This window comes from Singulisphaera sp. GP187, assembly GCF_900129635.1.
Lineage (GTDB): Bacteria > Planctomycetota > Planctomycetia > Isosphaerales > Isosphaeraceae > Singulisphaera.
In genome coordinates this window covers 851,976-876,099 of sequence record NZ_FSRB01000002.1, presented here as the reverse complement: position 1 = coordinate 876,099, position 24,124 = coordinate 851,976, and the positions used below count along the sequence as shown (strand labels likewise).

Below are 24,124 nucleotides of genomic sequence, written 5' to 3'. Positions count from 1 at the left end.
GCAGGGCATAAGCAATCACGATAATTTTCCTTGCTTCGTGTACATTCTATGCCAAAGGGAAGGATCTCGATTGCTGAGAAAAACAGCGAAACCAGTCGTGATCTTGACGACCTCTTGGGGTCGTGGCCGCCTGGATCACTCCAGGCGGCGCACCGGTCGGTGACCGGCAGGTGTGTTTGATTTTGTGAACCGGTTACGCGATTCGATTCACTTCGTGAAGCTCAACCCCGGGGCATCAGGGCGGTCGCCGATGACGCGGAAGGTCATGTGGCTGGGGTCGGTCCAGCTCACGCGACCCACAATGGGCAGGCCCTTGTCCGGGACCAGCGTCAAGATGCCACCCCCGAAATTCGAGTGGCCTGCGAACTCACGAGTCTGGCCCTTCTGGGCGACCTGCCAGTGGAACGCTCCATCGGCCTGGATCGTCAGCGACACCGAGGTATCGGGGCTCGGCTGGACGGTCCAGGCGCCGCTGATCGTCGCCCCTTCAGGCAGGGCGGTGTTCACGGCCGGGACCGACGCGGGAGCCGGCGACGGCTGAACAGCCTCGGTGCCGCCCGCCGCCGCGTGCTTGCGGACGGACTCGAGCGTTTCGAGCAACTTCGCCGAGAGGGTGTCGCTCGGCTTCAATGCGACCACCTGCTTGAGCGTGCTCGCCGCGGCGTCGATATGCCCCTGGGTCAGGTAGTGGTAACCCAGCACGAATCGGGCCGAGGACGATTGCGGGTTGGCGTTGCAATAGGCCTCCAGGGCACGCTGCTGCGTCGTGTAGACGTCAATGTTGGGATAGAGACCGATCAGCGTCGGCCAATCCCAGCCGGGTCCCACCGAGAGAACAGCGTACAGAACGGTCGCCGACTCGTCATAGCGTCCCAGCGCAAACAGACAGAGCGCACGGAACTCGTGCAAGGACGTGTCGTTGGGACTCTTGACCAGCGCGGCGTCTGCCTGTTGGAGCGCCGCCGCGAAGCTGCCCTCCTTGAACGAGTCGCGCGCCGAGCCGAAGAGCGCGACGGCTTCATCGGCCGCGGCGTCCGCGGGTGGTGCGCTCCCTGTATTGATCGGCAGCGCATAGTTGTAGGGGTCGACCGCAACCCCGGTCAACGAATCGTAGTAGGGGTTCGAATACGGCGAATAGCCATACCCATAGAGGCTCCCACCGTACAGCCAGCTCGTCGGCGCGTATCCATAGTCGTCATACCCATAGCCGTACGGATAACCCCAATTCCCGTATCCGCCGTACCCATAGCCGCCATACCCATAGCCGCCCAGGCCGTACCCGAGCCCGAATCCCCACGGGAACCACCAGCCGCCCCAGCCGAACGGAAAGAAGCCCCAGCCGAAGCCGAAGCCACGCCCGAAACGCCCAAAACCTCGGCCGCCGAAATTGTTGAACTGAGACCGGTTGGAGACGATGTTGGTCCGATTCACATTGTTGATGCTGCTGACGCGATTGACACCCGCGAATCCTGGGTTACCGAAGCTCCGGAAGTTGCCCATGCCAGTTCGGTTGCCAAAGTTGGCGACCGGAGAACGATTACCGAAGCTTCGGAAATTGCCGACGCCAGCTCGATTGCCCAAGTTGGCGACCGGAGCACGCGTGCCGACCGAGGCACGGCCGGGCTGGAACCCACGCGCCCCGGAGAAGTTTTGGATTCGCGATCCGCCCATTGCGGGCGCTCGCATCACGTTGCCACCGCGAAATCCTCCCATGGGGGCGCTAAATGTCCTTGGCGCGATGGAGGAGGGGGCACGGAACCCGCCACCACCGAATCCACCACCACGGAACCCGCCACCGCCAAATCCTCCGCCGCGGAACCCGCCACCACCAAATCCACCGCCGTGGAACCCGCCACCACCAAATCCACCACCGTGGAACCCGCCACCACCGAATCCACCACCGTGTCCGCCACCACCGCCACCACGGGCGAAGGCGGCCGGAACACCAGCCAGGGCTACCGCCAGCAAGACGCTGGCTGCCGTGATCGAGAATCGAAAGCGACGCATCGCCGCCTCCCTTGAAAAGGCTCGAAACGGGAGACTCTACTCCTCCCACGCGCGGGCGATGGGCTGACAGCAAGAACACCACGTCTTGAGTCAGTCAGCCGCCAATCTATTATTCGCGGCTCCTCGAAAAGTTGTGCGAACCAATTTGCGAATGCAGAGGCATGCATGCTCCATGTTTACGTTGCTCTGAGGCAAGGAAGATACCAGCCGATTCGACAAATCAAGACGCACGGCTTTCACCACGGAGCCGTTCGTCATGGATTGCCGGAGGTTGAGCACGCGAGGGCTGCTCCCATCGTGGATGGTGTCTATCGTCCATCGAGCGGGAGCTGAAACGCCGATCTTGGTCAGCGTGCGGTGACACGACGGGCGAGCGAAACCCATTTTCCTTTCGCCACTTCAGACGGCAAAGTTAAGCATTCATCGCGCGGCGAGCCGGACACGACCCATAAGTCCCCACAAACTTTGGGAAGAACCTCGCTGTGAATCCCCGAGATTCGGACCACCGGCAGATTGGCCCGAGTCGTCCAGAATAAAGGGAGGCGGAAGGCGGGTGAGCGGAAAGTCCACAACGGGAGAACGTCTGGCCAACGAACGGACCGGGCACCGAGCTTCGCCGACGCCATTCTCACTCGCGCCGATGGGTTCGACCTCGGCGGCCTCATCGGCCCTCCTGTTCCTGATTTTTCGAACTCCCGTGAGTTCCCACAGGCTCGGGAGGCCGGTAGGGGTCACGAATGCGGTTGGCCCGCGTAGGCGAGGATGAGCGGGCACAAGTCTTCCGAGGGTCCGTCCTCCGCACCGCTATGGAGGGGATCTGAGCCAACGGGCTCGGGCCTCCACTCCGAAGCCAGAGTGAGTCCGGCTCGTCGGGAGCCGACGGAATCGTTTGCGAACAAGGGGCAGGAGGCCTCAACAAGTCCGGTTCCGCAGAACGGTGACGACCACGACGGCTTGGTGGTTAATTCGCAACAAGGCATGGAAGCCTGCATTTTTTCACACTAGGATTCGAAAGTGTGAGCTAAGCTTAACGCCCCTGGAGCTCAAGGCATGGGATTGATGGTTTCGCGACACGAACTTACTGTCTATTCGTTCACAGGGCATGCTCCTGTAACGGCCCGCTGGAGTGAGCTTGGGACGAGGATGGAATTGAATTCTGGCCGATTCACGTTTTACCATCCCACGCTGGCCCCGTTGCTCACTGACGCCAAGTGCATCGGGATGTTACCGCAGGGGAAGTTCTACGACGGACTTCGAAGTCGCTACGCGCTAAATCCCGGTCGTTTCACCCACAATCACCCGTTTCTGGGTCGACTGCTCGCTCGAGACGCCCAGGCACGCGAGCATTGTTTGATCACTCATCCAATCGGCAACCCCTTAGAAACACCGACACTGTCACCCGAGACATTGAGTCCTCCGACGGCCCCCTTGCCTACCACTCCTGGCACCGAGGCTCCGTCAGAAACGTCCGGCCCGCCACCCGGGACCTTAACGCCTCCGACGGACCCTTCAACAAACCCTGGAACGGTCACTCCGACGGATCCCACGCATCCCGTGGTTGCTGCGCCGGAGCCGGCCTCGTTCATTTCCTTTGGGATCGGCTTGATCCTGATCGGCGTCCTTTCCGTTCTCAAGCGAAGGAAAAATGCCGACTTGCACATTTCACCGGCATGACGTTTCGCCCGCTCGCAAGCGATTCCTGATCGTGGGAGTCGAAGCCAACTTGAAGTTTGGGCCAACCGATCTCAAACGGCCAGGCGAGTCCGATCACGAGCCACATTTCACAATCCGAGCCGCAACGGACAGCGACTTGGAGAGGCTCCGATCACACTTCACGCAGATTTCGCTTGAGGCGTCGACAGCCGGCCGCGATCGCCAGAATCACGGCAGCCGCGTCCAGGCGAAGAGAAGAAGAGTCGATCGACTCTTGCCAGGGAATGGTGACCCAACGGGGGCATTCGGTTTCTCAGATCGGACTTGAGAAGTGGTCGCCCCGTCGGGGCTCCGAACCAATTGGATGCGCGCCAGCAAGAGGGATCTCCCAGTTCCGTCTACCATCCGGGTTGGTCTTGGGCCGCTCGACTGCGCGCACCACCTGGCGAGCGTCTCGAAAGATTCGTGATGATCCGGGCCAGGAAACGACCTCGACTCTCCCGAGCGACGTAGCAAGATTGTGCGAGTCAACTTGGCGTTAGGCCCGGTCGGCTCCACAACTTCTCGAGACTTGGGAGAGCAGCAATGAGCCTCATGAGCGGATTCGCCCGGAAGTCGGCGGCCTTGGCAATGGTGGTGATGGCATGCTCGATCACGCCGACGTTTGCCGGGCACGGCGGTGGTGGTGGTGGGCATGGCGGCGGTGGGGGCGGACACGGTGGAGGTGGCGGCCATGGCGGTGGGGGATACCATGGAGGCGGGGGATATCACGGCGGTGGGGGATACCGCGGAGGCGGGGGATTCTACGGCGGTGGGGGATACTACGGGGGATTCGGCTTCGGTGGTCTCGGCTATGGGCTCAACGGTTACGGCAATGGCTATGGCTATGGCTATGGTTACGGCAATGGCTATGGCAATGGCTACTACGGGTCGTCGGATCCGTACTCCACGTATTCCAGCGGCTACTCCTCTGCGCCGACGTACGCAACCCCGGCCGCTTCGACCCCTTACCTCACGAATCAGACCTACGAGCCGGGCGACGGCTACCGTTATCCGCTCTACTACAACCCGGCGACTGGGACCTATTTCTACTACCCCGTCACCAAATAGACTGTCCCTGGCGGGCGAGCGCGGCCGCGCCCGCCGGGACCTCAGTTCAGCCTACCGGGGTGAACGGCCTGACGCCAGCGCACCGCGACACTCCGGAGCGTTCAAGGGAATGACGGCGGCGGATCATGCCAGAAACGAGGGGCCCTGTTGAGGTTGCGGAATCAAGAGGGCAACATGGCGAGAGAGATTCGAGACGTGGCTCCGCCGCCGAGGAAGGTCCTTTTCGTCGGCAATAGCTTCACCGCGCGCAACGATCTCCCCGGCCTGCTCACGCAACTGGCAGCGGCGCGGGGCAAACACCTCGAGCATCGCCTGATCAGCGCCGGCGGCGCATCGCTTCGCACCCACTGGAACGCTGGCGAAGCATTGAAGGCGATCGGGGATGGCCAGTACGACCACGTCGTACTGCAGGAGCAAAGCACGCTGCCGATCAAGAACGCCAAGCGAATGCATGAGAATGTCCGACTCTTCGACGAAGCGATCAAGAACGCGGGCGCGAAGACGGTTCTCTACTTGACCTGGGCACGACGGCATGCGCCGGAATCGCAACAGGCGATCACCGACGCCTACCTCAGCATCGGCCGGGAACTCGGCGCAACGATCGTTCCGGTGGGCCTGGCCTGGCAGACCTTTCTCCGCGAACACGACCAGCCTGCCTTGCACGATCCGGACCAGAGCCATCCCACGCTTGCCGGGTCGTACCTGGCGGCGTCGCTTTTCCTCGCCGCCTTGTTCCAGGAAAGTCCCGTCGGGATTGGCAGCGATGTCGCCGGCTTGACGGAGAAGGACCTGGCGCTGTTGCAGATGACCGCGTGGCAGGCGTGCCAGTCGTTCACGTCGGCGAGCCGCCGGTGACTCGACTCGCACCAACGATTTACCACGCGATCGCAGCGACTCTTGCAAGCCCAACAAGTCATGCACGCATTTTGCAGCCCAGGCGGGTCGACCGTCAGAGCCGGCCTACGCGTTTGACGGTCGCCCCTGTAGGAAATGCAAAAATCAATTCTGCTTTAATCATATCTTAATTTTCAAGGCTTGCGCCCCCTGGCGATGAACGGTTCCCCCTTCGGGACTGCACGGAACCCACCAATCAGGAGGTTTTCACTCGACTGTCGTAAGGTTCGGCCTCGAAGGTCAGAGGAGCCGTCATTCCTCGTCCGAATTCTCGGGCCGAGCCCCGCGTCGTTGTGGGTTATCGAGCAGAGTGACCAGTTCGGACCGACGGGTCAGGAGTTGTTCACGGCGGAACTGGTCGAGGACGCTCAGGAACGCTTGCTGGGCGAGTGGGAGCCGTCGCGAAATCGCAAACGACCGGCTGATCTCGTCGGCCGAGACCACCTGGTCAGGGTGACAGGCCAAGTCGATCGCCAGTCGCAAGCTGTCGTCGGAGAATCGGGTCAGATACTCGGTGACGCCTCGCGCGCTTGCGCCCTACCGAGAGGAGGAAATGCCAGCGGCCGATTGACAATCGCCTGGACCACTATAATATGGATTCAGAATACAGATTTAGAGTCCCCCACGGTCGAGGGCATTCATCGGCGTTCCACGATCTCAAAGAGGGCGGTGGGTCGCCCTGTCAGGCGCGCCGAGGCGGTGTCATGGCCGACGTTCGCCGCCCTTCCGCGTGGATGGCCAAAGACTCAGTGACTGGGGACGATCGATCGCACGGCGATCCTCAAATTCCTTCGCGTGGCGAAGACCGATCTGCCGGACTCCTAAAAGGCGGCGCCGCAGGCGCCTGCGTCCTCGCGGATCGCGGCCTTTGAATGGGAAACAGAAAGGATCGACACATGGAACGCCCAGCGAGCGTTCATGGGATGGGTGAACCGGCCCCACACCGTTCCTATCGGCTCCCCCTGACGGAACCGGTCGGGCTTCCGCATCCGGACGCCGAAGGGATCACGGAAGGGCTGATCCACGACGTGGTCATGGAGTTCTACCAGCGGGCGCGTCGGGACGGGCAACTCGGACCGGTGTTCGAGGCACACATCCACGAGTGGGAAAGCCATCTGGGTCGGATGATCGACTTCTGGTCGACGGCCCTGCTGCGGACGGGCCGCTACTCCGGCAGGCCGGTGGAGCGGCACCGTTTGATCGACGCGCTCAGTGAAGCGCATTTCGGCCGCTGGATCGAGCTCTTCGAAGCGACGGTGCGCGACCTCTGCCCGTTGCAGGAGGCCGACGCATTCCTCGTCCGCGCCCAGCGGATGCGAGACGGCTTGACCAAGAGCCTGAGGCTGGTGGATGGGGCGGCGGCAGGCCCCGGGAATCAAAGATAGGTTCATTCCAAGCACGAGTCCACTCGTGCACAGTGAGTGCCACCGACTCCGTGCACCCAACCAAGGCGCGGGACACTCCAAGCTGAGAGCCGGTGCCAACAAGGGCACCGAGTCTCGGAGCGACCGCGAGGTCGCTCGGGAGAATTGAGATTGGCGCAGCGGGCGTGACAAGGCGACACGGCCTGAACGGGTCCCGGTGCGCGCATCGTTTGGGGAGACGACGAGGACGATGGACGACAAGAACGCGGAGTTGCGAACGACCAGTGACGGTTCCTCCGCGCGAGCGAGCGCGGCAACCATCCGCTACACCAAGCTCTGGGTCAGCCTCGGGGCCGTGATCGCCGCCTCGTTCGCGGTGCTCGGCTACTACGGGCGCGAAGTCTACCGGATGGCCCCACCGATCCCCGATCGGGTTGTCACGAGCGACGGTCAAGTCCAGTTCACGGGTCAAGACATCAAGGACGGACAGAATGTCTGGCAGTCGATGGGAGGCCAGGAAGTGGGCTCCGTCTGGGGCCATGGCGCCTATGTCGCGCCCGACTGGTCGGCCGACTGGCTGCACCGGGAGGCGACCTGGCTGCTCGACCATTGGGCCCGAGCCGATCACGATCAGCCATTCACCGCGCTGACGGACGAGGATCAAGCGGCCCTGAAAGCGCGGCTGAAAAACGAGATCCGCCGCAATACGTATGACCCGAAGACGGGGGATCTGGTGATCTCGCCGTTACGGGCCGCGGCGATCCAGGACATCGGCAACCACTACGCTTCGCTGTTCGGCAATGATCCGGAGGCCCACAAGCTGCGGGACGCGTACGCGATCCCAGCCAACGCGATTCGCGACCCGCAACGGATGCGGCAGCTCAATGCCTTCTTCTTCTGGGCCTCCTGGGTCTGCGCCACGAATCGGCCCGGCGGTGAGATCACCTACACCAATAATTGGCCGGCCGAGTCCTTGATCGACAACAAGCCGTCCGGAACGATCGTCATCTGGTCGTTGATCAGCTTTGTGGTCCTGCTGGCGGGCATCGGGACCCTGGCCTGGTACTTCGCCATCCAACACGGCAAGACGGACGACAGCCATGAGTTGCCCGACCAGGACCCGTTGCTCGCCTTCCAGCCCACGCTCTCAATGAGTGCGACCTTGAAATACTTCTGGGTCGTCATGGCGCTGATCCTCGTCCAGATCGGCTGTGGAATCCTGACGGCGCACTACGGCGTGGAGGGCTCGGGCTTCTACGGCTTCCCACTGGCCGAGTGGATCCCGTATTCCGTGACCCGCACCTGGCATACCCAACTGGCGATCTTCTGGATCGCCACCGCCTGGCTGGCCACCGGCTTATTCATGGCGCCGGCGATCTCAGGGCACGAGCCGAAATTCCAGCGGCTGGGCGTCAACTTCCTGTTCGTCTGCTTGCTGATCATCGTCGTCGGCTCGATGGTCGGTCAGTGGTACGCCACCCGGCAGCGGATGGGCCTCGCGATGAACTTCTGGTTCGGCCACCAAGGGTATGAATATGTCGACCTGGGCAGGTTCTGGCAGCTCTTCCTGACCGTCGGCCTGTTTCTCTGGCTGCTCCTGATGGTCCGAGCGATGTGGCCCGCCTTCCGGTCGGGAGAGAACCGGCACCTGCTGGCGCTCTTCTTGCTCGCCTCGGCCGCAATCCCGCTGTTTTATGTCCCTGGCTTGTTCTGGCATCGGCAGACGAACCTGGCGATCGCCGAATATTGGCGGTGGTGGGTGGTTCACCTCTGGGTCGAGGGCTTCTTCGAGGTCTTCGCCACCGTGGTGATCGCCTTCCTGTTCACGCGGATGGGCTTGCTCCGGACGGCCACGGCCACCGCGGCGGTCCTGTTCTCGACGACCGTCTTCTTGACCGGCGGGATCATCGGGACGTTCCACCACATCTACTTCGCCGGCACCCCGACAGGTATCCTGGCGCTGGGAGCGACGTTCAGCTCACTGGAGGTGGTCCCGTTGGTCCTGATCGGGTTCGAGGCCTATGAGAACCTGACGCTAAGTCGAGTGCGGCCGTGGGTGGGGGCGTACCAATGGCCGATCCTCTTCTTCGTCGCCGTGGCGTTCTGGAACTTCGTGGGCGCGGGCCTGTTCGGCTTCCTGATCAACCCGCCGCTCGCCCTCTATTACATGCAAGGGCTGAACACGACGGCGGTGCACGGCCACACCGCGCTCTTCGGGGTCTACGGCATGCTCGGGATCGGCCTGATGCTGTTCTGCCTGAAGGGATTGACAACGCGCCATATCTGGAAGACCGGGAGCTTGGCCTTCGCCTTCTGGGCGATCAACATTGGGCTGTCGCTGATGGTACTCCTGAGCTTGCTGCCGGTCGGCCTGTTGCAGACCTGGGCGAGCGTCGAGCACGGCACCTGGTATGCGCGATCGGCCGAATTCATGCAGACGCCGACGATGCACTCGCTTCGCTGGATGCGAGTCGTCGGAGACACGATTTTCGCCGCCGGCCTGTTCGCCTTGGGCTGGTTCGTGGTGGGCCTCAAGACCGGATGGTCGATCACGGCAGAGCAGGACAGCGTGGGCGGGCTCGATCGCCCCGCGACGGAACGAACCGAGCCTGAACTGGCTCGGTAATCCTTCGACGTTGACCAACGATTGAGAACGCGTAAAGAGGGGGCCGAGCGATCTCCTGAAGACAGTTCGCCTCCCCTCCACCCTCATCCGATCCCGCGTCGACTCTTGTCCGTGGTAAGGGCACGAAAAGGAGCGAGTCTCATGGCGATTCCTCATGCAAATCCGGGCGAGGTCATTGATGTCCGCCCACTCGGGCCGGCGCTGGCCGGCACGAAAACAACGACCCTGATCAAGAACGAGAACCTCGAGGCGATCCGGCTGATCATCCCCCGAGGCAAGGAGATCCCTCCCCACAAGACCCGGGGAGCGATCACGGTCCACTGCCTGGAAGGCCGGATCGCGTTCACGACCGCTGGCATCACCCACGAACTGGCGGCGGGCCAACTGCTCTACGTTCCGGGTGAGCAACTCCACTCGGTCCTCGGAATCGAGGACGCCTCGCTCCTCGTAACGATCAGCTTTCCCCGCGACTCGCCCCCCGTGGACGGACTGACCCCTTCCTGACAGAAGGGACCGATCGCTCCCCAGGCGGCCCGCGCATCCGGCAAAGCAACCGACGCTTTCCGATGGATACGGTGATCCCTTCCGGGTGCCACGCAACGTCGATTACTGATGCCTCATCCTACTGCACTCATGTGCTTGTTTAGCAAGGCTTTCTGTTCCTGAGTCAGGGTGTGGAGCACAGGCGGTTTCGGCGGCTTATGCGGTTTGCGACGAGGCCACTTGCGTGTGGCTTTCGGGCTCTTCTGCTTCCGGCACCCGGCGCGGCAGCCCGCGAGTCGCTTGTGGTAACACTTGGCCTTGGGTTTCACGGCCGCGTCGATCTCCTTGCGGATCTCGATCAGAACTTTGCGGGGGCTGATCACTGGGCCATCGGTCGCCGACGCCGACGCCGGCCGAAGCGCCAGGTCGGCATGCGCCAGGAGGATCTGCGTGGCCAGCAGTGACAACTCGGCCTCGCGATGCACCAAGGCCACCGTGCGGCTAGCGAGTTTCAATTTATTGATTATACGCTTGTATGTGCGAAATAGTCCTTCATTACGCCATCTCCAGCGGTAGAATTTGGCGGCCGTCGCCGCCGACATCCGGGCTGGGTCGAGGACGTCGGTCAGGAGCCAGACGTCGCGTTTGACCGACCCCTTACCCTTGCCCTTGGCCGGGATCCGGATCAAGCGGCATTGGATCGGCGCTTCCCCTTTCTTCTGGACATAGTTCGGCCAGTACAAGACAGGGCCTTCGGTCCAATCCTCCAGGTTCGCCACTTCGAGGGTGTAGAGGTCGACCCGCGACGACATCCGGAACAGGAACGATCGCTTGACACCGAGGATCGCCCGGACCAGATCGAAGCCCATATAAGCGGCGTCGCAGACGATCAGGGCCTCGGGCGAGAGGGTGGCGAGCAAGTGCCTCAAATGCTCTTGCTCGGCCGCGGTGCCCGGGCCGAGTCGCCACGACCAAAGCAGTCCCGTGGGCAAGTGGACGAACGCCGTCAGCCAGACGTTGGGGGCCGCGTCGTTCTTGCCGGCCTGCCCGAGTCCCCGTTCCAACTCGGGGGTGCGGGGGCACTCGATCCGCGAGCCGTCGCAGCCCATCGGCTCGAAGCCGTCGACAATCCGCCGCGACCCCAGTCGGGCGTGGATCTGTTGCCGAACCCCCGCGGCCAACGCCCTGAGTTGTCGCATGGGGACGCGTCGCATCGCTTTCTGGAAGCCGACGAGGGTCTTTCCCGGGCGTCTTCGCGACTCATGGCAGGCGACGTAGTATCCCCGGGCCTTCTCAAACCTCTCGGACTCGGAGTCGCCGGTGGCCCAGGTCATGGCGAGCATGACCACGACCAGTGGCTGGAGATCCCACCGCGGCGCCGACCGCCTTTGAGGAACAACCCCTCGGGCTTGCTTCCAGACCGTCGGGGTGAGAAACTGTCGGACATAGCCGATCAACGACTGCGGTTGCTGCAAGCCTTGCAGCGTCCGAGCTGCCTTCATCGCCGTTCTTCCTCAATCCAGGTGAGTGCCGGTTGCTAGCCGCACCCATCATGACGAAGAACGGCGATTTTTTGCCCCCCCTTCTCTCGAACGAACCGCAGCCACGGAGCGGCAGTAATTCTCTGGTCCGGTGAGAGTTACATCCGTTGTTGACGACGCCGAGTTACTGACGTTGGGTGCCACGGGTTCCGAGTGGCCCCCGGACTTCCCTGCTTTACGGGTTCTCATTCGCTGACGCTGATCGGTATTTCCGACCCGGACAGGCTCTCGAGTCATCCGAGGGACCAAGGAGGTTCCACACCGCCGAAAAAAAAAAGTGGGGGAGGCCAGGGATCTCAGAAACGGTAAACTGCCGGAAAGAGATCCTCTCCCCCCCCAAAAAAGAGGCCTCCATGACATCCAACATGGACCTGTCGCCATCGACGTTCACTCGCGATCTCACAGCCGGAGTGGTTGTGTTCCTCGTCGCTCTGCCGTTGTGCCTGGGGGTGGCGTTGGCATCCAACGCCCCTTTGTTTTCAGGCGTGCTGGCCGGAATCGTCGGCGGCATCTTGGTCGGAATGCTGAGCGGGTCACAGAGCTGTGTGAGCGGCCCTGCCGCCGGTCTGACGGCCGTCGTGGCGGCGCAGATCGTTTCGCTGGGGTCGTTCCAGACGTTCCTGACGGCGATGGTGATCGCCGGCCTGATTCAGATCGCGTTAGGGGTCGCTCAGGCCGGGTTCCTCGCCGCCTTCTTCCCCTCGAGCGTGATCAAGGGCCTGCTCGCCGCCATCGGGGTGATCCTCATCCTCAAGCAGATTCCCCACGTGTTAGGACACGACCCCGACCCGGAAGGGAATATGGCCTTTTTCCAGCGGGATCATGAGAACTCGTTTTCCGAGCTCGGCGAGCTGCTCGGGCATATCCAGCCCGGTTCCGCCGTCATCGGCCTCGTGTCGATCGCGGTGCTGATCGTCTGGAACCAGTGGGGACAACGGAAGAAATCGGGCCTTCCGATCGCCTTGGTCGTGGTCCTCCTGGGCATCGGGCTCAACCTGTTCTTCCGGCAACTCGGCGGGCGCTGGGTGATTGGGGCGAGTCACCTCGTGCAGGTGCCGGTGGCCGAGAGCCTGGCCGGCTACCGCCAGTATTTCCAGCACCCCGACTTCTCGCAGTGGTCGAATCCGGCCGTGTACGTCGCCGCCCTCACCCTGGCCGCCGTGGCCTCGTTGCAATCGCTCTTGAACCTGGAAGCGGTCGACAAGCTCGACCCTCGGAAACGGAACTCACCCCCGAGCCGGGAGCTCTGGGCCCAGGGGATCGGCAACGTGGTCGCCGGGATGATTGGCGGCCTCCCGGTCACCTCAGTGGTCATCCGCAGCTCCGTGAGTCTCAACGCCGGAAGCAAAACGCGACTCGCAACGATCATCCACGGCATCTTGTTGCTGGTCAGCGTCACGCTCCTGCCCGGGTGGCTGAACCTGATCCCGTTGTCCTGCCTGGCGGCGATCCTCCTGGTCACGGGCGTCAAACTGGCCAGCCCGGCGCTCGTCCGGCAGATGTGGAACCAGGGGCGTTACCAGTTCCTGCCGTTCGCGTTGACCGTCGTGTCCATCGTCCTGACCGACCTCCTGGTCGGCATCCTGATCGGGCTTGCGGTCAGCACAGCCTTCATCCTCGGCAGCAACGTCCGCCGTCCGTTGCGCCGGACCGTGGAGAAGCACCTGGGGGGCGAAGTCATCCGGATCAAGCTGGCCACTCAGGTCAGTTTCCTCAACCGGGCCGCCCTGGCCCTGGCCCTGAATGAAGTGCCCCGCGGCGGTCACATCCTGCTCGACGCCCATGACACGGATTATATCGACCCAGACGTGCTGAGCCTGATCCGGGACTTCAAAGAGCAAACCGCGCCGGCCCGCGGCGTGGAGGTCAGTCTGCGCGGGTTCCGAAGCCAATACGAGCTTCAGGATCAGACCCAGTACGTGGACTACTCCTCCCGCGACATCCAGCGCACGTCCACCCCGGGGCAAGTGCTCCAACTTCTCAAGGAAGGCCACGAGCGGTTCCGCACCGGTCAACGTCTGACCCGTGACCTCACGAGCCAGGTGATTGCCACGGCCAGCGGCCAGCATCCCCTGGCCATCGTAGTCAGTTGCATCGACTCCCGGACGCCCGCCGAGCTGCTCTTCGACCTGGGAGTGGGTGACGTCTTCAGCGTCCGAATCGCGGGGAACATCACGAGCCGGAAGGTCATGGGCAGCATCGAATACGGCTGTACCGTCGCCGGGGCCAAGCTGATCCTGGTCTTGGGACACACGCGTTGCGGCGCCGTGACCGCGGCCGTTAACCTCGCCTGCGCCCCCGAGACCGCCGCCAGTAGCTCGGGTTGTGAACATCTCGAATTCATCGTGCGCGACATTCAGAAATCGATCGACCCACTCCGCGCTCAGAATCTCGCGCTCATGTCGCCATCCGAAAAAGAAACATTCGTCAACGATGTGGCCCGGCGCAACGTCGCGCGCGTGGTCGAGGAGATCCTCCAGGAGAGCCAGACGCTCAACGGCCTCGTTCAAGACGGGCGGTTGGCCATCGTCGGAACGATCTACGACGTCGCCACCGGCAACCTCGAGTTTCTGCCGACCGCGGATTGCAACGACAGGCAGGTCGTGGACGTGATCTGACCGATCCCAGTGAGTTCGGGATCCAAGACCCCCGGAGACCGCCGGGGTTTCCGGCCGCGTCTTTGGTGGGAGGTAGGTTCGCCACAGCCCCGGAGGGACGACCGTGAGAGCCAGTCCTCGGCTCTTGACGGTCGTCCCTTCGGGGCTGCTATATCGATCCATGCTAACTTGAGCTCTTCTCGATCCTGGAGATTTGAGCCCCTGGCCCCCAACGGTCATCGGATCCAGGGTGGCAAACTCAAGAAGAGCGGGCGAGACGACTACGGTCCCAGGGAAGCGAGAGCGGCGTTGGCTCAGCCGCCCGGCGCTTTCGGGCGTTTGGTTGACGGCGAAATGATCGGTCCGCTCGACTTCAGATGCCCCTTGGAGCGAGCCGTCCGGCTCGACATCGACTGCGGGTCATTCCCTGGGCTTCGCGGCAGTTCCTGTGACTTGTCGACTCCCGCGATCTCTCGGGAGCGTGCGATGGCTCGAGCGGTCTCGTCGAGCTGACGCTCGGGACGGCTGCTGGGCGGTTTGCGTTTGGCGATGGTGGGGAACTCCTGACTGGAAGGGCTCTTGTGGGAAAACCCTTATGACATTCGATTGGTAATTCCCAACGGGACGAGGCTCGAACCGAACCGGCTTGAGCCTCCGCCTCCGTCTTCGTCTTCGTTAGCTCTTCTTGGCGGCGACCGCGGCTTTGGCGGCCTTGACGACGTTGGCGGCCGTCATGCCGAACTTCTCGATCAGGGCGTCGGGGGAGCCGCTCTCGCCGAACTGGTCGCCCAGGTTGACGTAGCGGATCGGCACCGGCTTGATCTCGGCGACGTTCATGGCCACCACGCTTCCCAGGCCGCCGTGAGCCAGGTGCTCTTCGGCAACGACGAGGGCGCCGGTCTGCTCGGCGGCCGCGCGGAGCGCGTCGACGTCGATCGGCTTGACGGTGTGCATGTCGAGGACGCGGGCGTTGATCCCTTCAGCGGCCAAGGCCTCGGCGGCGTCGAGCGTGGGCGCCACCATCAGGCCGTTGGCGATCAAGGTGACGTCGGTCCCCTCGCGAAGCTGATTGGCCTTGCCAATCGTGAACGGGACCTTGCCCTCGGTGTAAATCCGAGGAACCTCGGGGCGACCGACCCGAAGGTAGACCGGCCCCTTGTGCTGGAGCATGGCCGCGGTCGCCGCGTGAGTCGACACGTCGTCCGCCGGCACGATGACCACGAAGCCAGGGAGCGAGCAGGTCAGCGAGACGTCCTCGATCCCCATCTGCGAGGCGCCATCCTCGCCGATCGAGATGCCGGCGTGGCTGCCGACCACTTTGACGTTGAGGCGGGGGTAGGCGACCGACATCCGGAGCTGGTCGTAGGCGTTGCAGGTGACGAACGCCGCGAAGCTGGCGATCAGGCTCATCTTGCCCGCGCTGGCCAGGCCACCGGCGACGCCGACCAGGTTGCTCTCGGCGATTCCGATATTGAAGAACCGATCGGGGTACTTCTTGCCGAACCACTCGGTCCGGGTGGAGTTGCTGACGTCGGCATCCACGATGACAAGGTCGGTGTGTTCGGCCCCCAGGGCCTCCAAGGCACGCCCGAAGGCGTCGCGTGTTGCTTTGCCCAGCTCGCGTTTCGACTGCACTGCGGAGGATGCTCCAGCCATTGTCGTCGGCACCTTTCCCGGATGTCTTCGATCGATCCTCTCGTCGGGGGTTACGCGTCAGAGCCGCGGCCGACGAGTTATGCATGGGGTGGGCAGAGCCCACTCTTTTTTTGATTTGTTGATCTTGGTTCCGAGCGACGAGACGCCCGCGTCGCGGCCCGCGAAGTCCCTCGGCCCCGCTCAGGAGGCGGAGACTTCGGCCAGGGCCTCGTCGAGGTTCTTGGCCGGCATCGGCTTGCCATGGAAGTTGAGGTCGCCGAGCTTGGCCAGCAGCTTGAGCATGCCCTGTCCCTTGTGGGTCAAGGAGACGATGCAACTGGGCTGACCCTTCACAGCGCGGGCCCGTTCGAGCGCCTTGACCACTTCGCCCATGTCGTTGCCGTTGATGACCTGGGTCTTCCAGCCGAACGCGGTGAACTTGCCGTCGATCGGGTCCATGTTCAGGACATCTTCGGCCGCGCCGGTCTGCTGATAGTGGTTGCGGTCGACGATCAGGGTCAGGTTGTCGAGCTTGTACTTCGCGGCCGACGCGGCGGCCTCCCAGACCTGTCCTTCGCCGAGCTCACCGTCGCCGGTCATGACGTAGGTGTGGTAGTCTTTCTTGTCGACCCGAGCGGCCAAGGCGTGGCCCACGCCGAGCGACAAGCCCTGGCCGAGCGAGCCGGTCGAGGCTTCAATGCCCGGGAGGCGAACCATGTTGGGGTGCCCTTCGAGCGGGCTGCCCAGCTTCCGCAAGGTCATGAGCTCGGCTTTGGGGAAGTAACCGGCCTCGGCCATCGCGGAGTAGAGCACCGGCGCGGCGTGGCCCTTCGAGAGGATGAACCGGTCGCGATCGGCCCAGTGGGGGTTCTTCACGTCGTAGCGGAGGAAGCCGCCAAAATAGAGCGCCGTGACAAACTCAGCGGCCGACATCGAGCTGCTCGGGTGCCCCGAGCCAGCCTCGGTCGTCATTTTGAGGATGTCCTTGCGAATCTCCTTGGCGCGAGTCAGCAGTTCGTCGAGCGTGTCTGGCACTGGCGGAAGCCTCCTGAACCCCAAAGTCGTACTTGCGATCTCAATCGCGGCTCGTTTCGTCGCGCATCGAGTCCCAAACTTAACGGCTCGCAGGTCGTTCCGGCAAGAGGGTACTCCCCCGCCGAACGTGGTCGCCAGCGCAACCATTTCCGCCGGAATCATCGTTTCTCGCGGGTCGGCAGGTTCAGCCCCATCTGTTTCATGAGCATTTGCAGGTCGTCCCAGGCATCCTTCTTGTACGCAGGGTAGCGCAGCAGGTACGAAGGGTGATAGGTCACCATCGTCAGCACACCCCGGCAGCGATGCCACTTCCCGCGGAGCCGGGTCAACGAGAGCGCGGTCTCCAGCAGCGCTTGCGCGGCGGTGCGACCGAGCAGGCAGAGGAACTCGGGGCGCACGATCTCGATCTGGCGGTCGAGATAAGGAAGGCAATGCGCGATCTCGTCGGGAGTGGGGTCACGGTTCTCGGGGGGACGCGACTTGAGGACGTTGGCAATGTAGACTTCCGAGCGCTGAAGCCCCATGCCCTTGGTGATCATATCCGTCAGCAACATCCCGGCGCGGCCCACGAACGGCTCGCCGGTCCGGTCCTCGTCGGCCCCCGGCGCCTCGCCGATGAACATCAAGCGGGCCGTCGCCGAGCCGGTGCCAAAGACGGTCTGGGTCCGCGAAGCCGCCAGGTGAGGACAGCGCTGGCAGCCGGAAATCTCGGCCGCCAAGGCGGCAAGCTGGGCCGGCCGCTCCGCCGGCGGCACGATGGAATTGCCGCGCTCGGAGGCGCCGAAGAGCGAGGAGGGGGGCAGAACGATCGGGGCCCGGGGCGGCGGCGGGGGCGCGGCCGGACGCCGGACCGGTTCCACTTCGGCTGGAACGGCAACGCGGGGGGTTGGAGCGGGTGTCGGGACCGGGCGCCGGACCGGTTCCACTTCGCCGCGGGGGGCAGAGGCAGGGGCCAAGGCCGGGACCTCGAGCGTGGCGGCCAAACTCGACACGAGGGGCGCAAACTCCAGAATCACCGGGGCCGGGATCCGATCGACCCCCGCACGTCCGAGCGATTCCAACCGCTGCCTCACCTCGCGGAGGACGCGTCCCCGCTCCCGCTGCTGCTCGTCCGACACGGCGTCCCTTCCCTCTCTTGATTTCTGATTTCCCAACCGATTCGCGTGACCGCAGCGGAAGGCGAGCGGAACGTCTCGGCTCCTTTGCCCCCCTTCTCCCGTACCGATTCCATGGGGGGCGACCTCACGAAACGAATCCCTCTTCCCCTATTGTCGGGTGGGCACGGCCCACGAATTTTGTCCTTTCCTCCCAGCCGATTCCATGGTGGGCCGTGCCCACCCTACACCAGAAGAGGGGACTCCCGCTCCCCCAAACCCTTATTTGCGACCTGGCTCCTCAGACTTCCCCGCGATCACCCCCGGTTCGCGATCCTCGGGTTCAGCCACCGGCCGCCGAGCGGGGGGTCCTGTGATCAGCCGGGCGCCCCGGTCGTAGGTCAGGTACGACCAGGCCCATTCGAACAGGACCACGAACCGGTTGCGGAACCCGATCAGGAAGAGAATGTGGATGAAGAGCCAGGCGAGCCAGGCGACCAGCCCCGAAAGCTTGATCCGGCCGAGGTCGGCGACGGCCGCGGCCCGGCCGATCGTGGCGAGTGAGCCTTTGTCGTGATAGCGGAACGGCAGTCGTCCTTGCCCCCGGAGCGTTCGCTCGATGTTCTTGGCGGCGTGTACGGCCTCTTGCATCGCCGCGGGGGCAACCCCTGGGATCGGCTTGCCGTCCTGGTCGAGGCTCGCCAGATCCCCCACGACGTAAACATCGTCCCGCCCCGGGATCGTCAGGTCGGGATTCACTCGGACCCTCCCCGCGCGGTCGAGCGGCACCCCGGCCCCCAAGGTCCGGGCCAGGGGGGAGGCGGCCACTCCGGCCGCCCAGAGCACGGTCCGGGCCTCGATCCGCTCGGTGCCAACGCTGACCCCATCGGCGTCGATCGCCGTGACCATCTGCCCGGTGCGGACCTCGACCTCCATCGCCACGAGCTGCTCGCGCGCCTTTTCCGAAAGCGACTCCACGTAGACCGGGAGCACGCGCGGCGACCCCTCGAGCAAGATGACTCGTGCCTGGGTTGGGTCGATGTGCCGGAAGTCGCGGGCCAAGGCGTGGTGGGCAATCTCCGACAAGGCGCCGGCGAGTTCGACCCCGGTCGGCCCGGCGCCGACGATCACGAACGTCAGCCAGGCATGCCGCCGAGCCGGGTCGAGCTCCCGTTCGGCGGCCTCGAACGCGAAGAGGACCCGGCGACGGATCTCCAGGGCATCATCAATCGTCTTGAGGCCCGGGGCAAACGGGGCCCATTCGTCGTGGCCGAAATACGAGTGCGTGGCCCCCGTGGCCACGATCAGAAAGTCGAACGGAATCGACTCGTCGGCCAGCAGAACCTGCTTCACCTCGAGGTCGATCGCTGTCACCTCGCCCAGCAGCACCTCAACGTTCTTCTGGTGACGGAGGGTCCGCCGGATCGGCGAAGCGATGTCGCTGGGATTGAGCGCGGCGGTCGCAACCTGATAGAGCAGGGGTTGAAACAGGTGATGGTTCTGGCGGTCGATCAAGGTGATCTGGGCAGGAGCCCGTCGCAACCTCTGCGCAGCGGAAAGGCCGCCGAACCCTCCACCGATGATCACGATCCGAGGCGGCTGCGATGCAGTCATAAACCGTTCACCTGATCATTTCATGAATTCTAATGCCGTAATTCACTCAGGCGTCGCGCACTCAAGTCTAGAAACGACTCGAGCGTGGACAGATCACGGCTGAGGAACCCGGCGGGTCGGAGCAGGCTCGGCGCGAAACGATTTGGTCACCCAGCGCTGCCAGCTCGGAATGTCGTAACCGAAGTCCTGACCGGTCATCTCGACCAGCGCTTCGTGAACCTCGACGTTCCGATACGAGTAAGACAACATTTTGAACGAGGGGCCGCGACTGCCGTGGGTGGACCCATCGCCGACCGTGAGCGCACTGACCAGGTCCGGAGTCGCGGAGACGGACGTCGCGCCATAGGCGACGCTTCCCGGCCCGACCGCGGGCGGAGTCAGAAAGCCCACCGAGCTGCCGTTGGTATAGATCGGAACACCGACCGACCCGAGTCCAGCCGAAGATGAAGGGGGGCCGTGGCTCTCGGGAACCATCACCATCTGATACTGCGTCGTAATCAGCGCGGGGACGAGCTTGGGAACCGCCGCCACCGTGCCAAGGCGGGCCAAGGCCCACGCCGCCCGGTTGACGACTTGGGGGTTGGTCGAACGGAGCGCCCTGACGAGGATCGGGGTGACATTCGCGTCCCCCCTCGGTTCGATTTCCGCCAGGGTCCCCTCGCGCACCTCGTGGGTCGACTCGGCCAGGAGCCGGTTGACCAGAGCCGTGGTCGCCTCGGGTCCCGGGATCAGGCCCAGGATCTGATCGAGCAGGATCCGAAACGGCACCTCGTCGCGACCGAGCACGCGGACCAACGGCACGACGGCCACCGGGTCGCGAATGGCCTGTAACTGTTGCTCCGCCTGGCGCGCCCGCTCTTCCGGGCTGCTGGCGATGGCCTGGCGGAGCAACCGGATCCGCCGGACCCAGGACGCCTGCTCGGCCCCCGCGACCAACTGCGCCTCGCGCTCGTCGCGATCCTCCTGGGTGATCCATTTCCCCTTGTACCGAACCAGCCCCTGCGACTCGCGGAACTCATCGGCGTTCAGCCAGCGGTCAGCGACCAGGGTGTGGCCGAGTTTTTGATGCGCGGGGGCGAACGACTTGTCCTGGGCGACCGCCGCTTCATAATGGAGCGCGGCCAGATCGGAAAGCTGTTGCGACTCGCACCAAAGACCGAACTCGTATTGCGCTTCCGGCCCCGGACCGACCTTGTCGCGCCGGACGACGTATTCGTCAAGCACGCTCGGCGCGGCGATCACCTGGAGAATCTTGGGCTTCTCGAAACTCAACGGGGTCTTGCCGGTCGCCAGCAAGACCTGCACGCGGTCGGGGCGGCTCGGATCGGCGACAACCTTCCCTTGAATCTCGCCTCCGCCACGGAGGACGATCCGATCGGCGAAGCACTCGACTCCGCCCCAAGTTAACACGCTGAAAACGACGCCCACGTGCAGGGGGGCGACACCGAACCGCGAAAGCGTTCGCATTCCGGTCATGCGTCCAAGACCTCCTGCCCGCTCGCTCGCCCACCGGAATGCCGGTGAAACCCGCGGACATCGCTATTTTACGAGGGTCGACAAGCTCACGACAATCAACTGCCGAGCATCCCGGTCATTTGGATAGCTGGGCAACCTGACACCACCCGAAGACCAACGAGGGAATGAGCATGAGCCAAGCCGTCACCGCGCATCGGGCTGAGGCCCCCAGATCACTGAACCTAGCTATCTTAACAGTATCTGATACCAGGACACGTGAGACCGACACGTCGGGGGCCTTGATCGTGGAGTTGGCCGAGGGGGCGGGCCACCGGATCCTTGAGCGTGAGATCGTCCCTGACGACCCGAACGCGATGCGTCCGCTGTTCCAACGGTTCGCCGCGCGTGAGGAGTTGCACGCCACCCTGGTCACCGGGGGAACCGGGATCAGCCCGCGTGACCTCACCTTCGAGACGGTCAGTAGCCTGCTCAGCAAGCCGCTCCCGGGCTATGGCGAGCTCTTCCGGATGCTCAGCTACGCCGAGATCGGGCCGGCCTGTCTTTTGAGTCGCGCGGTGGGTGGCTTGATGGGGCGGATGGTCTTGCTCGTCATGCCCGGCTCACGCGCCGCGGTGCAACTGGCCATGACCAAGATCATCCTCCCCGAGCTGCCCCACCTCGTCCGCGAGGCTCGTAAGCTCTGACGCTTTCGAACGCCGGCTTATTCGACGTGGAGCGCTCGAAATCGGCGGTCCCAACGGCTCGGGAACAGGCGAACGCCCAGGAAGGGATTCGATTCCCTGGGACCGCGGTTCCAAATCAGAAGCCGCAAAAAAAAAAGGAGGCCGGAACGGTAGCTCTCCCTAACCGTCCGGCCCCCGAAGCCGACTTCTTGCAGAACAAGAAGAAGGCCAGCGTGCTTATTTCATTTCCCGTGCCATCGAGCCCAAGTTCGCCGACTCGAGGCCGCCCACCCTGGAAAAACCGCGGTTCCCCCTCGCGCGCCTCCCAGGCGAACGCCCTTTTATCTCGCACCTTCGCCCAAAACCGAGGCAGACGAACGAATCTCTCGCCAGACTTTCAAAACACCACTTAAACACGCGTTGCCCCATCAACCGAGGGGGCTGGGATGGCTTTGCCGCCAGGCGTAGAGCGCCACGGCGGTGGCGGTCGCCGCGTTGAGCGACTCGACGCCGGGGGCCATCGCGATCCGCCGGCGCTCGCCTTCACGGAAGTGGGCCGGAAGGCCGGGGCCTTCGACGCCTGGGACCAGGCCGAACGATTCGGGGAACGGGGTCGCACCAAGCTCAGGGCCGTCGGTGGCCAGGGCGATCAGGGGAACCTGGTCCGACGTCAGATCTTGAATCGACGGCCCTTGGAGGAGGGGAACCTGAAACAAGGCCGGACCGGCCGCGCGGGCGGCTTTGGGGTGGAACGGGTGCGCCGCCTCGCGAAGCAGGACGACCCGGGCCGCGCCGAAGGCGGCTGCCGAGCGGATCACCGCGCCGACGTTCTCGGGATCCTGGAACGGCACGAACAAGGTACAGCCGGCCGGCCAAGGGGTCTCGTCCGACCATTCGGGGATCTCGGGCAATCGCACGAGGAGCAGGGGGGCATGAGTTCCCGAGGCGTCGAGGGCCCGAAACAAGGGGTCGGCCAGGCGATACCAGGGGAGATCCGCCGTGGGGGAGGAGCCCCTTGAGAATCGGTCAGCCAGCCCTCCGCATGGCCTGGAAAGCGTTCGAGCACTTCGGCGATCGGCCGGGCGCCCGCGAGCAGTGCTCGCCCTTGTTTGCGGATCCCGCGCCCGCCCAGCAGGTCACGGCAGAGCTTGAACGTCGGGTTCGACTCGCTCGTGATCGCGACCGCGCGCACCGAGGCGGAATGATCGGTCTCTTCGCCCATCGCTACGTCTCCCGCCCCTTCAAGGCGTTCGTAAATCACGAGCCGGCGGTCGTGCGGCGTCCCCGGGATCTGATAGGCGTGATCGGCCACGAGCCGATACCGGTCCGCGTGCGTTTTGGCGGCCTCGGCAATCTCGGCGTCACAATCCGGCCCCTTCATGAAGAGCATCCGCCCCCCGACCTCCAAACAGTTCGCCACCCGGTCGAGCGTCTCGGGGATCGACGCCACCGCCCGGGTAATCACCCCGGCGACCTTTCTCGAAAGCTTCGAGTTCACCTTCCCGGCCAGGACCTCGACGCCGCCGAGCTTCAGCCGGCCGCAGACCTCCTCCAAGAACTCCGCGCGTGCCCCGCGCGGCTCGGCCAGGATCATCTGGGTCTCGGGCCGAGCGATCTTGAGCGGGATCCCCGGCAAGCCAGGGCCGCTCCCCATGTCGATCAAGGGGGAGGGGAGTTCCGTAAACCTCAAGACGAGCAGGCTGTCAACATAGTGCTTGAGCACCATGTTTTCGAAGTTGTGGATCCGCGTCAGATTCAGCTCGGCGTTCGCGGTGCGAAGCATCCGGTGATAGGCCCAGAGCCGGTCGAGCTGAGTGCCGGTCAACCTGATCCCACACCCTTTGATAATAGCTTCCAGCGACGATCGGCCCGGTGTCATCGAGGGGTCCCGGCGTTGTGTCTCAGCATCCGCATGGCGAAAGCCTTTACCCGAATGTACGGGTTCATCTCAGCCCCGGCGAGGCGACCGTTCCTGGCCAGAGAGACAGAGCCGCAAGCCGCTGGGAGCAAAAAGAACTCAAATCAGAATTCTTTGCAGCCCCGAAGGGGCGACCGTCGCAAGCCGAGAGCCGGCTCTGACGGTCGCCCCTCCGGGGCTGCACTGCGCCAACCTGTCAAATCGTTTCCAGAGGTTTCAACCCTGGCTAGAAACGGTCGCCCCTTTCGGCCCCACAGAATGCGTGCATGGCTTCTCTGGCTCTCAATAAACGATTGTCCACAATACGCCACCCCTCGACGATCCGCAAGGGTCGGGGCCGGACCGGCACAACAAATCCAAGTCCACGCGTTTCTCTAACAATCCATTCAGCAAGCGAAGCCAGTCGAGCGCACGA

General features: G+C 63.8%; 18 protein-coding genes. 8 read left to right on the top strand and 10 right to left on the bottom strand.

Going from position 1 to position 24,124, the window contains the following annotated elements; all coding sequences use genetic code 11:
• Positions 1-207 precede the first annotated feature (207 nt).
• The gene (locus tag BUS42_RS27935) at positions 208-2,007 is read right to left on the bottom strand and encodes a tetratricopeptide repeat protein (RefSeq protein WP_074312507.1); all 1,800 of its coding nucleotides are present in this window, start codon (positions 2,005-2,007) and stop codon (positions 208-210) included.
• Positions 2,008-3,561: 1,554 nt separating this feature from the next.
• On the opposite strand from BUS42_RS27935, the gene BUS42_RS45470 reads away from it, so the two are divergent.
• From BUS42_RS45470 to BUS42_RS27920, 3 genes are all read left to right on the top strand, one after another.
• Complete coding sequence (locus tag BUS42_RS45470; protein WP_254053836.1) at positions 3,562-3,681, top strand: PEP-CTERM sorting domain-containing protein; 120 nt, start codon at positions 3,562-3,564, stop codon at positions 3,679-3,681.
• A 564-nt stretch (positions 3,682-4,245) separates the two neighbouring features.
• Positions 4,246-4,770, top strand: a complete 525-nt coding sequence (locus BUS42_RS27925; RefSeq protein ID WP_074312503.1) for a hypothetical protein — start codon at positions 4,246-4,248, stop codon at positions 4,768-4,770.
• Positions 4,771-4,944: 174 nt separating this feature from the next.
• The gene (locus BUS42_RS27920; protein ID WP_143206543.1) at positions 4,945-5,625 is read left to right on the top strand and encodes an SGNH/GDSL hydrolase family protein; all 681 of its coding nucleotides are present in this window, start codon (positions 4,945-4,947) and stop codon (positions 5,623-5,625) included.
• A 291-nt stretch (positions 5,626-5,916) separates the two neighbouring features.
• Here the strand turns inward: BUS42_RS27920 and BUS42_RS27915 are convergent, their stop codons facing one another.
• Positions 5,917-6,147: a hypothetical protein gene (locus BUS42_RS27915; protein ID WP_074312499.1), complete on the bottom strand. Its 231-nt coding sequence runs from the start codon at positions 6,145-6,147 to the stop codon at positions 5,917-5,919.
• A gap of 413 nt (positions 6,148-6,560) precedes the next feature.
• Between BUS42_RS27915 and BUS42_RS27910 the strand changes: the two genes are divergently transcribed.
• The 3 genes from BUS42_RS27910 to BUS42_RS27900 all read left to right on the top strand — a co-directional run bounded on the left by BUS42_RS27910 (position 6,561) and on the right by BUS42_RS27900 (position 10,158).
• A complete protein-coding gene (locus tag BUS42_RS27910; RefSeq protein ID WP_143206542.1) occupies positions 6,561-7,049 on the top strand; it encodes a group III truncated hemoglobin in 489 nt (162 codons plus the stop codon).
• A gap of 298 nt (positions 7,050-7,347) precedes the next feature.
• Positions 7,348-9,654: a nitric-oxide reductase large subunit gene (locus BUS42_RS27905; RefSeq protein ID WP_074315414.1), complete on the top strand. Its 2,307-nt coding sequence runs from the start codon at positions 7,348-7,350 to the stop codon at positions 9,652-9,654.
• Between the two features lie 141 nt (positions 9,655-9,795).
• Positions 9,796-10,158 (top strand): cupin domain-containing protein, encoded by a 363-nt coding sequence (locus tag BUS42_RS27900; RefSeq protein WP_074312495.1) that lies wholly within the window; start codon positions 9,796-9,798, stop codon positions 10,156-10,158.
• Positions 10,159-10,271: 113 nt separating this feature from the next.
• On the opposite strand, the gene BUS42_RS27895 is transcribed toward BUS42_RS27900, so the two are convergent.
• Positions 10,272-11,639: a transposase gene (locus tag BUS42_RS27895; protein ID WP_074304734.1), complete on the bottom strand. Its 1,368-nt coding sequence runs from the start codon at positions 11,637-11,639 to the stop codon at positions 10,272-10,274.
• 392 nt (positions 11,640-12,031) lie between these two features.
• On the opposite strand from BUS42_RS27895, the gene BUS42_RS27890 reads away from it, so the two are divergent.
• Positions 12,032-14,296 carry a SulP family inorganic anion transporter gene (locus tag BUS42_RS27890; RefSeq protein WP_074312493.1) on the top strand — a complete coding sequence of 755 codons (2,265 nt, stop codon included), beginning with the start codon at positions 12,032-12,034 and terminating at the stop codon, positions 14,294-14,296.
• 654 nt (positions 14,297-14,950) lie between these two features.
• Here the strand turns inward: BUS42_RS27890 and BUS42_RS27880 are convergent.
• The 5 genes from BUS42_RS27880 to BUS42_RS27860 form a co-directional block, all read right to left on the bottom strand.
• Positions 14,951-15,931 carry a transketolase family protein gene (locus BUS42_RS27880; RefSeq protein ID WP_074312489.1) on the bottom strand — a complete coding sequence of 327 codons (981 nt, stop codon included), beginning with the start codon at positions 15,929-15,931 and terminating at the stop codon, positions 14,951-14,953.
• Between the two features lie 180 nt (positions 15,932-16,111).
• Positions 16,112-16,945, bottom strand: coding sequence for a transketolase (locus BUS42_RS27875; protein ID WP_074312487.1), 834 nt, complete (start codon positions 16,943-16,945; stop codon positions 16,112-16,114).
• A 158-nt stretch (positions 16,946-17,103) separates the two neighbouring features.
• Positions 17,104-18,063, bottom strand: coding sequence for a uracil-DNA glycosylase (locus BUS42_RS27870; RefSeq protein ID WP_074312485.1), 960 nt, complete (start codon positions 18,061-18,063; stop codon positions 17,104-17,106).
• Between the two features lie 258 nt (positions 18,064-18,321).
• Positions 18,322-19,653, bottom strand: a complete 1,332-nt coding sequence (locus BUS42_RS27865) for an NAD(P)/FAD-dependent oxidoreductase (protein ID WP_074312483.1) — start codon at positions 19,651-19,653, stop codon at positions 18,322-18,324.
• A gap of 93 nt (positions 19,654-19,746) precedes the next feature.
• Positions 19,747-21,129, bottom strand: coding sequence for a HEAT repeat domain-containing protein (locus BUS42_RS27860; RefSeq protein ID WP_074312481.1), 1,383 nt, complete (start codon positions 21,127-21,129; stop codon positions 19,747-19,749).
• A 170-nt stretch (positions 21,130-21,299) separates the two neighbouring features.
• On the opposite strand from BUS42_RS27860, the gene BUS42_RS27855 reads away from it, so the two are divergent.
• Positions 21,300-21,812: a MogA/MoaB family molybdenum cofactor biosynthesis protein gene (locus BUS42_RS27855; protein WP_074312479.1), complete on the top strand. Its 513-nt coding sequence runs from the start codon at positions 21,300-21,302 to the stop codon at positions 21,810-21,812.
• A 407-nt stretch (positions 21,813-22,219) separates the two neighbouring features.
• Here the strand turns inward: BUS42_RS27855 and BUS42_RS45465 are convergent, their stop codons facing one another.
• Entirely contained in the window at positions 22,220-22,609 is a 390-nt protein-coding gene (locus tag BUS42_RS45465; RefSeq protein ID WP_254053835.1) for a TrmH family RNA methyltransferase, read from the bottom strand.
• Positions 22,606-23,670, bottom strand: a complete 1,065-nt coding sequence (gene rsmG / locus BUS42_RS27850) for a 16S rRNA (guanine(527)-N(7))-methyltransferase RsmG (protein WP_254053834.1) — start codon at positions 23,668-23,670, stop codon at positions 22,606-22,608. Before rsmG ends, BUS42_RS45465 begins: the two co-directional genes overlap by 4 nt.
• Positions 23,671-24,124 lie beyond the last annotated feature (454 nt).